The following is a 15211-nucleotide window of genomic DNA, read 5'->3' on the forward strand; positions in this document are numbered from 1 at the left end:
CCCTGCGGCCGCGTCCCCCCCCCAGGAGGAGAGATGACCACCTCCCTGCGCGAATCGCCCGGCGGGACGGCGGATTCCGCGGCACCGGCGCCCGGTGCCGCGACCGCCCTGCTCGACGCGTACGGCGCCACCCGCGACCGCTTCCTCGCGACACCGCGGCACACCCTGCTCGCCCACGGGACGGCCGCCGAACTCCCCCACGACGGACGTCCTTTCACCCGCGGGGTGGCCGAACTCCTCGCCTCGCGGGCCGAGTCGGGGGTCGGGCCCGCGCTCGTGGCCGGGGCGCTGCCTTTCGATCCGGAGCAACCGCCCGCCGTGGCAGTTCCGTTGAGCGCCGAGTGGGGGCCCGCGCTGCGCTCCGACCCGCTCGTGGCACTGCCGACCGCGCCGGTGGAGCCGACCGAGTGGCGGATCACACCGGTTCCGGCGCCCGAGGTGTACGAGGCGGCCGTCGCCGAGGCGGTCGCCCGGATGCGGGACGGTGAGCTCGACAAGGTCGTCCTCGCCCGCTCGCTGGAGCTGTCGGCCGAACGGCTGCCGGACACCGCCCAGTTGGTGAACGGACTCGCGCGGCGCGACCCGGGCGGCTACACCTTCGCCGTGCCGAGCGGCCCGGGGCGCACCCTCGTGGGCGCCAGCCCCGAGCTCCTCGTCGAGAGGTTCGACGGACGCCTCACCGCGAACCCGCTCGCCGGCTCCACCCCGCGCAGCGGCGACCTCGCGGAGGACGTGCGGCGGGCCGCGGCACTGCTGGAGTCCCCGAAGGACCTGCACGAGCACGCCGTCGTCGTCGACGCCGTACGGGAGGCGCTCGCGCCGTTCTGCTCCCGTCTGGAGGTGCCCGCGGTGCCGACGCTGGTGCGTACCGCCGCGATGTGGCACCTGTCCACGACCGTCACGGGCGAGCTGCGCCAACCGGCCGCCTCCGCACTGGAGTTGGCGACGGCGCTGCACCCCACGCCTGCCGTGTGCGGGACGCCCGTCGAGTCGGCGAGGCGCACCATCACCGCGTCCGAGCCGTTCGAGCGCGGCGCGTACACCGGCATGGTCGGCTGGCAGGACGCGGCAGGCGACGGCGAATGGGTGGTGACGATCCGCTGCGCCGAGGTCGGGGAGAAGGTGCTGCGGCTCTTCGCCGGCGCCGGCGTCGTCGCGGACTCCTCGCCCGCCGCCGAACTCGCCGAGACCGACGCGAAGTTCCGCACCTTCCTCGACGCCGTTGGAGCAGCGCTGTGACCGACACCCCGACCGCACCCTCCGCCCTCGCCACGACGCCAGGACTCGACGCGCCCACCTGGCCCGCGGAGTTCGCGGCCCGCTACCGCGCCGCGGGCCACTGGCGCGGCGAGACCTTCGGCGGCGTCCTGCGCGAGCGCGCCGCGGCCCACCCGGACCGGGTCGCCCTGATCGACCCGGCGCCGGAGAGACGCACCTGGACCTACCGGCAGCTCGACGAGCGCGCCGACCGGCTCGCCGCCGGCCTCGCCGCGCGGGGGATCGGCAAGGGCGACCGCGTCGTCGTACAGCTCCCCAACGTGGGCGAGTTCGTGGAGGTCGTCTTCGCCCTCTTCCGCATCGGAGCCCTTCCGGTCTACGCGCTGCCCGCGCACCGCGACACCGAGATCGGCTACTTCTGCTCGTTCACGGAGGCGGTCGCGTACGTCGTGCCCGACGTCCACGGCGGATTCGACCACCGGCGCCTCGCCTCCCGCGTCGAGGAGCGGACGCCGAGCCTGCGCCATGTCTTCGTCGTCGGCGATCCGGGCGAACACACGGCACTCGCCGAGGTGTCCGCCGACCCGGAGACGGCACCCGAAGGACCCGAGCCGCACGAACTCGCCTTCCTCCAGCTCTCCGGCGGCACGACGGGGCTTCCGAAGCTCATCCCCCGCACCCACGACGACTACATCTACTCGCTGCGAGGCTCCAACGACATCTGCGGCGTCGACGGCGACACCCGCTTCCTCGTGCTGCTGCCCGCCGCCCACAACTTCCCCATGAGCTCCCCCGGTTGGCTCGGCGTGCTCTACGCGGGCGGCACCGTCGTCCTCGCGCCGCGCCCCGACCCGTCGGCCGCCTTCCCGCTCGTCGCACGCGAACGCATCACGATGACGGGCATGGTGCCGCCGCTCGCGCTCGTCTGGACCGAAGCGGCGCCGGAGACCGAGGAGGACCTGGGCAGCCTCCGACTCGTCCTCGTCGGCGGCGCGAAGTACAGCGAGGAGGCCGCACGGCGCCTCGAACCGGCGCTCGGCTGCCGGCTGATGCAGGTCTTCGGCATGGCCGAGGGACTCGTCAACTACACCCGGCTCGACGACGACTACGAGACGATCGTCACCACCCAGGGCCGGCCGATCTCCCCCGACGACGAGGTCCGCCTCGTCGACGACGACGGAGAGCCCGTGCCCGACGGCGAGTTCGGCCACCTCCTCACCCGCGGCCCCTACACGATCCGCGGTTACTGGCGCGCCCCCGAGCACAACGAGCGCTCCTTCACCGCGGACGGCTTCTACCGCTCGGGGGACATCGCCCGACGCACCCCCGGCGGGCACCTCGTCGTCGAGGGACGGGCGAAGGACCAGATCAACCGGGGCGGCGAGAAGGTCGCCCCGGAGGAGGTGGAGAACATCCTCCTCGCCCACCCGGCCGTCCACGACGCCTCCGTGGTCGCCGTGCCCGACGAGTACCTGGGCGAGCGCTCGCTCGCCTACGTGATCCTGCGCGACGGGGCCGAGCGCCCCGGCTCCGTCGCGCTCAAACGGTTCGTCCGCGAGCGCGGCATCGCCGCCTACAAGATCCCCGACCTCGTGGAGTTCGTCGACGCGTTCCCCGAGACCGGCATCGGCAAGGTCAGCAAGAAGAGCCTGCGGGCGAACAGCCCCGCGGCAGACGAGCGTTGAAAGGCCGCCGTTCCATGGCACTCCCCGCAATCGCCCCCTACCCGCTCCCCCGACCCGAGGAGCTGCCCGAGAACCGGGTGGCCTGGCGCGTCGATCCGAGCCGCGCCGTCCTCCTCGTCCACGACCTCCAGCAGCACTTCCTCGGGGCCTTCCCGGGCGGCGCCGAACCGCTCACCGGGCTCCTCGGCAACACCGCGCGCCTCCTCGCGGCGTGCCGCGGCCGCGGCGTGCCCGTCGTCCACTCGACGCAGCGCGGCGGGCAGACGCGCGAGGAGCGCGGCCTCCAACTCGACTTCTGGGGCCCGGGCGTCGCGGACGACCCCGCCGCGCTGGCGATACCGGAAGCGGTGGCACCCGCGGCGGGCGAGACGGTGCTCACCAAGTGGAAGTACAGCGCCTTCGCCCGCACCGAACTCGGCGCGCTCCTGCGGGAGTCGGGGCGCGACCAGCTACTCGTCGCCGGCGTCTACGCGCACATCGGCGTGCTGGTGAGCGCGTGCGACGCATGGATGCGGGACATCCGCGCCTGGGTCGTCGCCGACGCCGTCGCCGACTTCACACGCGACGACCACGACGCGGCGCTGCGCTGGGCCGCCGGCCGCTGCGCCGCCGTGACCACCACGGACGCGCTCGTCGAGGAGCTGGCATGACACTCACCACGCAACGCATCCACCACGACGTCGCCGCCGCCCTCGGCGAGGACCCGGCGGAGATCCCCGTCGACGAGAACCTCGTCGACTACGGCCTCGACTCGGTGCGCATCATGACGCTCCTCGAGCGGTGGCGCCGGGAGCACGGCGTGCAGGCGGACTTCGCCGGCCTCGCGGAGGCCCCCGCGGTCGAGGCGTGGGCGCGGCTTCTGGGGGCCGCCTCATGACCGCGGCCGCGACCCGTCGCCGCACCTCCCCCGACACCGGGCAGGCGCTCCGACTCCCGCTCACCGCAGCGCAGTCGGGCATGTGGTACGCGCAGGCGCTCGACCCGGCGAGCCCCGCGCTCAACACCGCGGAGTGCCTGCGGATCGACGGGCCGCTCGACGCCGGCCTCTTCGCCGAGGCCCTGCGCCGCGTCACCGAGGAGGCCGAGGCTCTGCGGGTACGGGTCGAGGACACCCCGCAGGGCCCGCGTCAACGCCTGCTCCCCGCCGTCGAGTTGCCGCTCTCCGTGCACGACCTGCGCGGCGACAAAGCGGAGCGGCGGGCCGAGGCGTGGATGCGCGACGACCTGGCACGGGCGCGCGACCTCTCCCGCGAACTCCCCTTCACGCACGCGCTGTTCCGCGTCGCCGACGAGCGGTGGCTGTGGTACCAGTGCATCCACCACCTCGTCATGGACGGCTACGGCTACTCGCTCCTCGTCCGGCGCACCGCCGAGGTGTACTCGGCACTCGCCGAAGGCGCGGACCCGGCGCCCCGCACCTTCGGGCGCCTCGCGGAACTCGTCGCGCGGGACGCCGCATACCGCTCCTCCGAAGAGTTCGCCGCCGACCGCGCGCACTGGAAGGCGGCACTCGCCGACCGTCCCGAGGCGCCCAGGCTCGCCGGTCGGGACGCCCTCGCCTCGCGCACCTTCGGCCGCCGCACCGCATACCTGCCGCCCGCCATCACCGAGCGGCTGCGCACCCTCGCCGAGGAACTCCGCGCGACCTGGCCCGACGTCCTCGTCGCGGCGCAGGCCCTCTACACGGCGCGCGTGACCGGCCGTTCGGACGTCGTGCTCGGGCTGCCGCTGATGGGACGCATGGGCTCCGCCGCGCTCCGCATCCCCGGCATGGTGATGAACGTGCTGCCGCTGCGGCTCGCGGTGCGGCCCTCGGACACGCTCGCCTCGCTCGTGCGGCAGGTGGTCCTCGGCATCCGGGACGTACGCCGCCACCAGCGGTACCGGTACGAGGACATCCGGCGCGACCTGGGGCTGCTCGGTGAGGGCCGGGCGCTCGTCGGGCCGCTCGTCAACGTCATGCCGTTCGACTACGGTGCGGCGTTCGCCGGCGTGCCCGCCAGGGCGATGAACCTGTCCACGGGTCCCGTCGACGACCTCACAGTGAACATCTACGACCGGGCCGACGGCCGGGGCCTCCGCATCGACCACGACGGCAACCCCGCGCTCTACCCGCACGAGGCGCTCGCCGCGCACCAGTCGAGGTTCCTGCGGCTGCTGGAGCAGCTCGCCGGCGCGGACCCGCAGCAACCGCTGGGCGCGTACGCCGTCGCGAGCCCCGCGGAGCGGGAGTTCGTCCTCGACGAGTGCAACCGCACGGCGCGCGAACTCCCCCACACCACGCTCGCCGGCCCCTTCGAGAGCCGCGCCCGCGAGACACCGGGCGCGACGGCGCTGCGCGAGGGCGGCACCGCGCTCAGCTACGAGGAGCTCAACGCGCGGGCCAACCGCCTCGCACGGCTCCTCCAGGACGAGGGCGCGAAGCCCGGCGCACTCGTCGCCGTCTCGCTGCCGCGCTCGACCGACCTCGTCGTCTCGCTCCTCGCCGTCGCGAAGTCGGGCGCCGCCTTCCTGCCGCTCGACCCGGAGTACCCGCCGGAGCGTCTCGCGTACATGCTCGACGACGCGGCGCCGGTCTGCGCCGTCGCCGACCGTACCGGGAGGCTGCCGGAGCACGGCCGCCCGCAGCTCCTGCTCGACGACCCCGGCACCCGTGAGCGGCTCGACGCCTGTCCGGCGGTCAACCCGCCCCGGGCCCTCACCCCCGCGCACCCCGCGTACGTCCTCTACACCTCCGGCTCGACGGGACGCCCCAAGGGCGTCGTCGTCTCGCACGGGGCGATCGACAACCGGCTGCGCTGGATGCAGGACACCTACCGGCTGCGGTCCGACGACCGCGTGCTGCAGAAGACGCCGTCCTCGTTCGACGTCTCCGTCTGGGAGTTCTTCTGGCCGCTGCGCGAGGGCGCCACGCTCGTCGTCGCCGAGCCGGGGAGCCACCGCGACCCGGCCCGCCTCGCCGCGACCGTAGCCGAACACGCCGTCACCACCTGCCACTTCGTCCCGTCGATGCTCCAGGTCTTCCTCGCGGAGGCGGACGCCTCGCGCTGTGCGTCGCTGCGTCGGGTCTTCTGCAGCGGCGAGGCGCTGCCGCGGGAGACGGCGCACACCTTCGCGCGTGCGCTCCCCGAGGTCGAGCTGCACAACCTCTACGGGCCGACGGAGGCGGCCGTCGACGTGACGCACCACGCGTGCGTGCCGGAGGAGACCGGCCCCGTACCGATCGGTGCGCCGGTGTGGAACACCCGGCTCTACGTCCTCGACCCGGCGCTGCAGCCGTGCCCGCCAGGCGTGACGGGCGAGCTCCACCTCGCGGGCGCCCAGCTCGCCGACGGCTACCTGCACCGGCCCGGACTCACCGCGACGAGGTTCGTCGCCGATCCGTTCGGCCCGCCGGGGGCGCGCATGTACCGCACGGGGGACCTCGCGCGCTGGACCGTCCGCGGCGAGGTGGAGTACCTCGGGCGCACCGACCACCAGGTGAAGCTCCGCGGGCAGCGTCTCGAACTCGGCGAGGTGGAGGCCGCGTTGGCGGCGCTCGACGGTGTCGACGGCGCGTGCGCACTGGTCCGCGAGGACCGGCCGGGCGAGCAGCTACTCGTCGGCTACACCACAGGAACCGCGGAGCCGGCGGCGTCGCGGGCCGCGCTCGCGCGGCGGCTGCCCGAGCACATGGTGCCGTCGGCCGTCGTCGCGCTCGACGCGTTCCCGCTCACCCCCAACGGCAAGCTCGACCGCGGTGCGCTGCCCGCACCCGTCTTCTCCGGCGGCACGCGACGCGCCCCGGAGGGGCCGCGGGAGGAGGCGCTCACCGCGCTCTTCGCCGAGGTCCTCGAAGTGGAGGGCGTCGGCCCCGACGACGCGTTCTTCGACCTCGGCGGCACCTCGCTGCTCGCCGCGCGCCTCGTGAGCCGCGTACGGGAGCGCCTCGGCGCCGAGTTGACGATCGGCTCGCTCTTCGAGGCGCCGACCCCGGCCGGGCTCGCCGTCCGCACGGCCGACGCCTCCGCCGCCTCCGGTGACGCGCTCGGCGTACTGCTGCCGCTGCGGGGCTCCGGCTCGCGCACGCCGCTCTTCGCGATCCACCCGGCGGGCGGGATCTCCTGGTGCTATGCGGGGTTGGCCTCGCGACTCGGTCCGGACCAGCCGGTCCACGGGCTGCAGGCGCCCGGGCTCCTCGACTCCTCGCCGCTGCCGTCCTCCCTCGACGAGCAGGCGGCCGCGTACGTCGAGCACCTCAGGTCGGTGCAGCCGCACGGCCCCTACCGGTTGCTCGGCTGGTCGGTCGGCGGCGTGCTCGCACACACCGTGGCGACCCTGCTCCAGGACGAGGGCGAGGAGGTCGGACTCCTCGCGCTGCTCGACGCGTTCCCCGCCGAGCAGTGGCGCGAGCACCCGGCGCCCGAGGAGGGCGACGCGCTCACCGCCGTGCTGCGCATGGCCGGGTTCGAGCGCACCTCCGAGCGCGACCACGCCGACGTGCTCGCGACGCTGCGGCGCGCGGGCAGCCCGCTCGCCGGACTCAGCGACCACACGCTGGCGCGGATCGTCGACATCGTGCCGCACCACGCCGAGCGGATGCGCGAGCACCGGCACCGGCGCTACACCGGCGACCTCGTCTTCTTCACCGCGGCGGCGCCGAGGCCGGAGGACTGGCTCACGCACCTGGCGTGGCGCCCGCACGTGGACGGCGCCATCGAGAACCACGAACTGCCCTGCACCCACCCGCAGTTGCTGCGGGACGAGCACGTCGGGGCCATCGCCGACGTACTCGCGGAACACCTGGAGGTACCGCAACGATGACCGCGACGGAGCCGGGCCCCTTCGACCCGCCGGCCGACGGCCGGGACGACGCCTTCCTCGTCCTCGTCAACAGCGCGGGCGACCACTCGCTGTGGCCCGACTGGCGTGCCGTCCCGCAGGGTTGGCGCCGCAGCTTCGGACCGGACACGCACGGGGAGTGCCTGCGGCGTCTTTCGGCACGGTGAGGGGGCGGCAACCGGTGGGCGGCACTGACTGCGCCGGCTTCGCGGAGGCGCCGTCCCGGGCAGCGGAGGCGCACGGGCAGTGAACCCGGTTCCGTGGCGGGGTCCCTGAGTCGGTCGAGCGACCATGCCGCCGCGTCGGGGTCCCACTCGGTTCCGGGCGTGCCCTCGCGAGAGACTGCACCGTGCGCCAACGGATGCCCCTGCGACCCCTCGACACCGTGCACGTACATATAGGCATATCGTGGGAACGTGCAAGGGTTCGGAGCGACGAGCCCCGGAGGAACGCGCGGGAGGACGAGCGATGCCAGACCAACAGCACACCGCGCACTGCTGCGCGCCCGCGAGAACGGAAAGCCCCACGACCCGGCCGGCCGAAGCGCGCACCGGGGCCGCACCCGCCTGGGTCGGCACCGGGACCCACGGGATCGAACAAGCGCAGGTGCCCGCCGGGGAGTTCGCGATGGGCGACGCCCACGACGACGGACAGCCGACGGACGGCGAGGGCCCCGTGCACCAGGTGGCGCTCCCCGGCTTCGAGATCGACGCGACCTGCGTCACGGTCGCCGACTTCGCGGCCTTCGTCGAGGCCACCGGATACCGCACGGAGGCCGAGGAGTTCGGCTGTTCCGCCGTGTTCCACCTCGCGGTGCGCGCACCCGCGGACGACGTCCTCGGGGCCTCGGCCGGCACCCCGTGGTGGCTGGCGGTGAAGGAGGCCGACTGGCGCCGCCCCGGCGGGCGCCGTTCCGACGCGTACGAGACGCCCGACCACCCCGTCACCCACGTCTCCTGGCACGACGCCGCGGCGTACTGCGCCTGGGCCGGGCGCGCCCTGCCGACCGAGGCGCAGTGGGAGTACGCGGCCCGCGGCGGTCTCGCCGGCGCCCGCTACCCGTGGGGGGACGTGCTGCGCCCGGACGGCGCGTGGCGGTGCAACATCTGGCAGGGCACCTTCCCGGTGCACAACACCATGGCGGACGGCTACCTGACCACGGCTCCCGTCCGCGCCTTCGAGCCCAACGGTTACGGACTGTGGCAGACGGTCGGCAACGTCTGGGAGTGGTGCGCCGACCGGTTCTCGCCCGTCCACTACACCTCGGGGCCGGTGACCGCGCCCACCGGCCCCGAGGAGGGCAACACCCGGGTCATGCGCGGCGGTTCGTACCTCTGCCACGACTCCTACTGCAACCGCTACCGGGTGGCCGCGAGGTCGTCGAACACTCCGGACTCGGCCACGGCCAACCTCGGCTTCCGTACGGTCGGCCGCCCCTAGGCGGTTGCGTCCGGACCAGCCCGACGAAGGCGGCGAGCACGTGCGCCGGTCCCGACAGCCCGGAGTCTCACTCGGAGCCGGAGGGCGCGGTGGGCATGAGGGCGTGCTGGGCACGGCGCATGAAGGCGTAGTACCTGGAGCGCGCGAGTTTCACCTGGCCGGATACGTCGATGCTGGTGGGCCGGTCGAGGTCGGGGCTGTCGTGGTGCGGGTACGCCGCGAGGGACGTGTGGACATCGAGGATGCGGGCCCGCAACTCTTCGCCGGCTTCCTGCACAGGTGTGGGGCCGACGAGTGCGAGACGTGAGCAGGCGTTGTAGAAGGCTTCGAAGTCCCCGAAGAGTTCGCGCAGTCTTTCCACAGAGGGAGGGCCGTAGAGGTACGCGTCGTCCGCGGCGCCGCTCAGGACGGGTGAAAGGTTCGCGTACGCGTCGGCGACTTCGCGGTAGGCGTCGTGCCGTGTCCGGCGTCTCCACTGATTGCGCTCTGCTTCGTGCTGACGGTGTGCTTGGTCACGCGCGGTCTTGATGCTCAGCAGACCGGTTACAGCGGCTCCGGCGATGGCGGCCAAAGCTGCGATGGCGGCTGTCCAGACTTGGTCCATGCAGGAGGACGATAGGGACTCGCCCGCGTCACCGCGCGGACCGGAGAAAGATGCCGCGACGCGGAGCCCGGCCAGTGGATCGCGGCGGTCTTCCCGTGACGGGTCGCTATGCCGCGCCACTGGTCGGGTAGCCGGGTCGCGTCGCCGTGACCCGGCTACCCGACCGACACCGGGCCTCGCCACCCGCTTCGAGGGACGAGCCATCCGCTACCGAACGGTGTTCAGCCTCGTCCGCCGCACACTCCGGCCCCGTGACTTCGCGGACACGCCCCAGCCGCGACGCGGGCAAGCGCAGCCGGGGCACCCGCGCGACTACGGTCGCGCACCGCTCACCACTCGGCGAACGAGCCGTCGTCGTGCCGCCAGACGGGGTTGCGCCACCGCGCCCCCACCTCGGCGGCACGGCGCACCGCACGCTCGTCGATCTCGATCCCGAGGCCCGGGGCTCGCAGGCGCTCGACATAACTCTCCGACGTCGCGAAGACGCCGGGATCGACGAGGTAGTCGAGCAGGTCGGAGCCGACGTTGTAGTGGATGCCGAGGCTCGTCTCCTGGATGAGCGCGTTCGGCGAGGCGAAGTCGACCTGGAGGCTCGCGGCGAAGGCGATCGGTCCGAGCGGGCAGTGCGGAGCCAGCGAGACGCCGTACGCCTCGGCGAGCGAGGCGATGCGGCGCACCTCGGAGATACCACCCGCGTGCGAGAGGTCGGGCTGGGCGACGGCGAGGCCGGAGCCGACCACCTCGCGGAAGTCCCAACGGGAGAAGAGGCGCTCGCCGGTGGCGATCGGGATGCTGGTGGACGCGCATATCGCCGGGTAGTCGGCGGTGAGTTCGGGGACCAGCGGCTCCTCGACGAAGAGCGGGTGGAAGGGTTCGAGCAGGCGGAGCGCCCGGCGCGCGACCGCAGGGGAGAGCCGGCCGTGGAAGTCCACGGCGATGTCGAAGTCGTCACCCGCGGCCTCGCGCACCGCGGCGACCCGCGCGACCATCGCGTCGAGCGCCGCCTTCGACTCCAGCCCGCGCATCCTGCCGGAGCCGTTCATCTTGACGGCGCCGAGCCCCAACTCCTTCTTCTCCAGGGCGGCTTCCGCGACGCCGGCGGGATCGTCGCCGCCGATCCACGCGTAGGTGCGCATCCGCTCGCGCACCGCACCGCCGAGGAGTTCGTGGACCGGGACGCCGAGGCTCTTGCCCTTGATGTCCCACAGGGCCTGGTCGATACCGGCGACGGCGCTGGAGAGGATCGGGCCGCCGCGGTAGAAGCCGCCCTTGGTGAGGGTCTGCCAGTGGTCCTCGATCCGGAACGGGTCGGCGCCTATCAGGTAGTCGGAGAGCTCCTCCACCGCGGCGGCGACGGTCGCCGCGCGGCCTTCCACGACGGGCTCGCCCCAGCCGGTGGGGCCCTCGTCCGTGTGGACCGCGAGGAACAGCCACCGCGGTGCGACGGAAAACGTCTCAAGTCCCGTGATCTTCATTCGGATACCTCCGAGGTGGTGGACGGGGTCAGCGAGCCGGCCAGCTCGCGGACCCTTTCGAGCTGCGCGGGATCGGCGAGCGCCGAGCCGAGCGCGACGCCGGCGGCGCCGGTGTCGAGATAGGTCCGGGCGGTGTCGAGGTGGACGCCTCCGGTGGCGACGAACCGTGCCTGCGGGAACGGCCCGTGCATCGAGCGGAGCCAGTCGGGGCCGAGGTCGGAGGCCGGGAACATCTTCAGCCAGTCGAGCCCGAACGCCAGCACGCGCTGCACCTCGCTCGCGGTGGCGACGCCCGGGAGGTGAGGCAGTCCCGCCGTGAGCGAACTCCCGGCCACCGCGGGGTCGAATCCGGGCGCCACTGTGAAGACGGCTCCGGCGTCCGCCGCCTGCCGCACGTGCGCGGCGCTCGTCACCGTGCCGGCGCCGACGGGCAGCCCACGGGCGCGGCCGGCCTCGACCGTGGCGGCCAACGCGTCGAGCGCGGCCGGCGACTGGATCGGCACCTCGACGAGGCGGATGCCGACGTCCCAGGCCCGCTCGGCCAGTTGGACGGTCCGCGCGGCGTCGAAGCCGCGCAGTATCGTCATCAGCGGAAGGTGTGCGAAGTGCGTGGCGAAGAACGCCCCGGTGTCGTCGGTCATTTCATCCATCCCAGGTCGCGTGAGATCGCTTGCGCCGTCTCACGAATCAGCGGGAGCCTGCTGCGCAGCTCCGTAAGGTCGAGTTGCTCCTTGAGCGCGGTCACCGACAGCGCCGAGGTCACCGCGCCTGTCGCGTTCCGGATCGGCAGCGCGATGCAGTTGACGAAGCTCTCGTGCTCGCCGTCGTCCTCCGCGTGGCCGCGTTCGCGGATCTCTTCCAGGTGCGCGGTGAAGGCGTCCCTGCCGGCCACGGTCGTCGGCGTGAACCGCTCGAACGAGCAGGTGGCGAGGAGGCGTTCGCGCTCCTCGTAGTCGGCCCAGGCGAGGATCGCCTTGCCGACGCCCGAGGCGTGCAGGCGCACGCTCTTGCCGATCTGGGAGTAGAGCCGCACCCTGCCGAACGACTCCGCCTTGTCGGCGTAGACGATGCGGTCTCCGTCGATCACCGCGACGTGCACGGTGACGTGGAGTTCGGCGGCAAGGGCCTGCACGTGGGAGTGGGTGACGCTGCGGAGGTCGAACTGCTCCGTCACCGCCTGGGCGAGTCCCACCAACCGGTAGCCGACGACGAACGTGCCGTCCTCCGCACGCCGGGCGAGCCCGCCGTTGACCAGGTCCTGCATCAGTCGCAGGGCGGTGGTGCGGTGCACGTCGAGCTCGGCCGCGATGTCGGAGGGGCGTTGCGGCCCCGTACTCATGAGTTCGAGGATGCTGATGGCGCGCTCGACGGCCTGGCTCACGACGCCACCTCGCGCATCTCGCGGAGCCCGCTCGCGTCGACGTGGTCGGCGACGGAGCCGAGGGCGAGCTCCGCCGTACGGTGCCCCAGGCGCAGGCGGTCGTCCGGCTCGGCGCCGTGCAGCAGCGCCGAGAGGTACCCCGCGGCGAACGCGTCTCCCGCGCCGACCGGCTCCACCACCTCGATCTCCGCCGCGGGTTGGAACCAGCGGTCCGGACCGTCGAAGAGCGTGGCTCCCACCTCGCCGTCCTTGACGACGAGCTGTCCGGTCGCCCCGATGAGCTCCCGTACGTCCTCGGGTGCGGCGGTGCCCCAGAGGGCGGCGGCCTCGTCGAGCCCCACGAGGACGACGTCCGCCTGCCGTGCCGTCTCGCGCAGGACACGCGCGGCCTCGCGCGAACTCCACAGCGCCGGCCGGTAGTTGACGTCGAAGACGCGCAGGCCGCCGGCCCGCTGCGTCCGCGCGAACAGTGCGGAGACCGCCTCGGCGCAGGAGTCGGAGAGGGCGACCGTCACACCCGAGGTGTAGCCGAGCCGCACGTCGCGGAAGGCGACGGCGTCGAGATCGGCCGCGCTCATGCGTGAGGCCGCGGAGCCCGCCCGGTAGTAGTGGACCCTGGTTCCCCCGGGCCCGGGGTCCTTGAAGTAGACGGCGGTCGGGGCCGCCGGATCGCGCACCACGGTGCTGGTGTCGACCCCGGAGGCCGCGATCTCGGAGACGACGCGCTCCCCCAGCGGGTCGTCTCCGAGCCGGCTCACCCAGCTCACCCGGTGGCCGAGATCGGCGAGGTACTGCGCCGTGTTCGACTCGGCGCCGGCCACCCGCAGTTGGGCGTCCGTCGCCGATCGCAGGGGGGTCGACGCGGGCGGTGCGACGAGCACCATCGATTCGCCGAGACACACAACGTCGGGCGGGGGGGCGTGGGTTGAGCGGGAATCCGAAGCAGCGGCCACGTGCGTATCGCCCACCGGAACCTCCTCGATCATCGTCAGGGTTGTGCAAATTATGCACACCTTGTGCAGATGTGCCACCGCCAGCATACTGGCCCGGCTGTCGACCACAGACGGCCCGGAAAGTGAGCGGCGAAGGAGCCCCCCACGTGAGCACATCGACAACCACCAGCAGCAAAGCCCCACTTCGCACGAGAGGGGTACCGTCCTGGTTCATCTACGTCTTCGGCGCCCTCGGCGCGGTGCTGTGGGGCTACGACACGGGTGTGATCTCCGGGGCGCTGCTCTACATCAAGCGCGACTTCGCCATCTCCTCGGCGGGGCAGGGACTCGTCACGTCGTCCTTCACGATCGGCGCCGCGGCGGGCGCACTCGTCACGGCGCTCCTCGTCGACCGGCTCGGCAGAAAGAAGCTGCTGCTCATCGCCGCCGGCATCTTCGTCGTCGGCACGCTGATGTCCGGACTGGCGGGCGACGAGGTCGTCCTGATCGTCGGTCGAGCGGTGCTGGGCGTCGGCATCGGCTTCGTGTCGGTGAACATCCCGATCTACCTGTCGGAGATCTCGCCGGCCCGGATACGGGGCCGCATCGTGTCGCTCACTCAGTTCATGAACGCGACCGGCATCCTGCTCGCCTACCTCTCCAACCTCGCGTTCTCTCCGACCGGAGCATGGCGGTGGATGATCGGGATCGCCGTGGTGCCCGCGGTGCTGCTCTTCTTCGGCGTGCTGTTCCTCCCCGAGAGCCCCCGGTGGCTCGTCGGGAAGGGCCGCATCGCCGACGCCCGGGCGACGTTGGCCGCCCGGGACGACGGTGCCGACCCGGTCGTCACGATCCGCGAGATCGAGGAGGGGCTCGCCGCCGGTCGCGGCGCATGGCGCTCGCTGCTGCGGCCCTGGGCACGCAAGCCCGCCGCCATCGCCGTCCTGATGACCGTCCTCGCGCAGTTCCTCGGCATCAACGCCATCACGTACTACGCGCCCACGGTGCTGACCTCCGTCGGCTTCAGCGACAGCGCCTCACTGATCACGACCGTGGGGTTCGGCGCCGTCTCCGTCATCGCCACGGTCTTCGCCGTGCGCTACGGGGACTCCGTCGGGCGCCGGCCACTGCTCATCGCCGGTGCGGCGATCACAGGGACGACGATGCTGCTCACGGCGATCTTCTCGTGGTCCTTCGGCATCACGGCAGGGATCACCGGTGTGGTGGCCATCATCTGCTTCTGCCTCTTCAAGGGCGCGTTCTCCTCGACGTGGGGGCCCATCTCCCGCGTCGTCGAGACGGAGATCCTGCCGATCTCCATCCGCGGTACGGCGATGAGCGTCGCCGAGGTCGCCAACTTCATGGCGATATTCGTCGTCACGCTCTTCTTCCCCATCCTGCTCCAGGCGGGCAGCGGATTCGCCTTCTTCACCTTCGCGTTCATGGGCGCGGTCGCGGTGGCCGTGATCGTGTTCTTCGTCCCCGAGACCCGGGGGCGCACGCTGGAGGAGATCGAGGCCGAGATGCGGGAGGGGCCCGCCGCCCGGGCCGCGCAGCGGAACGGTCCGCCCGCGCCGGCGGACGACGTGGCATCCGCCGGCCACGTCGACTGACGCCAACACCCCCACGCACCAGGGCTGTCACACCAGCAAGGA

13 protein-coding genes are annotated in these 15211 nt (G+C 72.9%); 8 read left to right on the plus strand and 5 right to left on the minus strand.

Going from position 1 to position 15211, the window contains the following annotated elements:
- Positions 1 to 33 precede the first annotated feature (33 nt).
- From UWG_RS0115240 to UWG_RS0115270, 7 genes are all read left to right on the plus strand, one after another.
- Entirely contained in the window at positions 34 to 1239 is a 1206-nt protein-coding gene (locus UWG_RS0115240) for an isochorismate synthase (RefSeq protein WP_016908085.1), read from the plus strand.
- Positions 1236 to 2903: a (2,3-dihydroxybenzoyl)adenylate synthase gene (locus UWG_RS0115245; RefSeq protein WP_016908086.1), complete on the plus strand. Its 1668-nt coding sequence runs from the start codon at positions 1236 to 1238 to the stop codon at positions 2901 to 2903. Before UWG_RS0115240 ends, UWG_RS0115245 begins: the two co-directional genes overlap by 4 nt.
- Positions 2904 to 2917: 14 nt before the next feature.
- On the plus strand, positions 2918 to 3553 hold the full coding sequence (locus UWG_RS0115250) for an isochorismatase family protein (RefSeq protein ID WP_016908087.1): 636 nt from the start codon (positions 2918 to 2920) through the stop codon (positions 3551 to 3553).
- Positions 3550 to 3780 carry a phosphopantetheine-binding protein gene (locus tag UWG_RS0115255; protein ID WP_016908088.1) on the plus strand — a complete coding sequence of 77 codons (231 nt, stop codon included), beginning with the start codon at positions 3550 to 3552 and terminating at the stop codon, positions 3778 to 3780. The genes UWG_RS0115250 and UWG_RS0115255 overlap by 4 nt, the downstream gene beginning before the upstream one ends.
- On the plus strand, positions 3777 to 7706 hold the full coding sequence (locus tag UWG_RS0115260) for a non-ribosomal peptide synthetase (RefSeq protein ID WP_016908089.1): 3930 nt from the start codon (positions 3777 to 3779) through the stop codon (positions 7704 to 7706). The genes UWG_RS0115255 and UWG_RS0115260 overlap by 4 nt, the downstream gene beginning before the upstream one ends.
- The gene (locus UWG_RS0115265) at positions 7703 to 7891 is read left to right on the plus strand and encodes an MbtH family NRPS accessory protein (RefSeq protein ID WP_016908090.1); all 189 of its coding nucleotides are present in this window, start codon (positions 7703 to 7705) and stop codon (positions 7889 to 7891) included. The genes UWG_RS0115260 and UWG_RS0115265 overlap by 4 nt, the downstream gene beginning before the upstream one ends.
- 301 nt (positions 7892 to 8192) lie before the next feature.
- Complete coding sequence (locus UWG_RS0115270) at positions 8193 to 9164, plus strand: formylglycine-generating enzyme family protein (protein ID WP_016908091.1); 972 nt, start codon at positions 8193 to 8195, stop codon at positions 9162 to 9164.
- A 67-nt stretch (positions 9165 to 9231) separates the two neighbouring features.
- Here UWG_RS0115270 and UWG_RS0115275 read toward each other — a convergent pair whose 3' ends face one another.
- The 5 genes from UWG_RS0115275 to UWG_RS0115295 form a co-directional block, all read right to left on the minus strand.
- Positions 9232 to 9768 (minus strand): hypothetical protein, encoded by a 537-nt coding sequence (locus UWG_RS0115275; RefSeq protein ID WP_016908092.1) that lies wholly within the window; start codon positions 9766 to 9768, stop codon positions 9232 to 9234.
- Between the two features lie 329 nt (positions 9769 to 10097).
- Positions 10098 to 11243: a galactonate dehydratase gene (dgoD, locus tag UWG_RS0115280; protein ID WP_016908093.1), complete on the minus strand. Its 1146-nt coding sequence runs from the start codon at positions 11241 to 11243 to the stop codon at positions 10098 to 10100.
- Complete coding sequence (locus UWG_RS0115285; protein ID WP_016908094.1) at positions 11240 to 11884, minus strand: bifunctional 4-hydroxy-2-oxoglutarate aldolase/2-dehydro-3-deoxy-phosphogluconate aldolase; 645 nt, start codon at positions 11882 to 11884, stop codon at positions 11240 to 11242. Before UWG_RS0115285 ends, dgoD begins: the two co-directional genes overlap by 4 nt.
- On the minus strand, positions 11881 to 12624 hold the full coding sequence (locus UWG_RS0115290; RefSeq protein ID WP_016908095.1) for an IclR family transcriptional regulator: 744 nt from the start codon (positions 12622 to 12624) through the stop codon (positions 11881 to 11883). Before UWG_RS0115290 ends, UWG_RS0115285 begins: the two co-directional genes overlap by 4 nt.
- The gene (locus tag UWG_RS0115295) at positions 12621 to 13592 is read right to left on the minus strand and encodes a sugar kinase (protein WP_337459931.1); all 972 of its coding nucleotides are present in this window, start codon (positions 13590 to 13592) and stop codon (positions 12621 to 12623) included. Before UWG_RS0115295 ends, UWG_RS0115290 begins: the two co-directional genes overlap by 4 nt.
- A 131-nt stretch (positions 13593 to 13723) precedes the next feature.
- Between UWG_RS0115295 and UWG_RS0115300 the strand changes: the two genes are divergently transcribed.
- Entirely contained in the window at positions 13724 to 15169 is a 1446-nt protein-coding gene (locus UWG_RS0115300) for a sugar porter family MFS transporter (protein ID WP_016908097.1), read from the plus strand.
- Positions 15170 to 15211: the final 42 nt, after the last annotated feature.

Origin of the sequence: Streptomyces xiaopingdaonensis (genome assembly GCF_000262345.1) — a bacterium.
Taxonomy (GTDB): domain Bacteria; phylum Actinomycetota; class Actinomycetes; order Streptomycetales; family Streptomycetaceae; genus Streptomyces; species Streptomyces xiaopingdaonensis.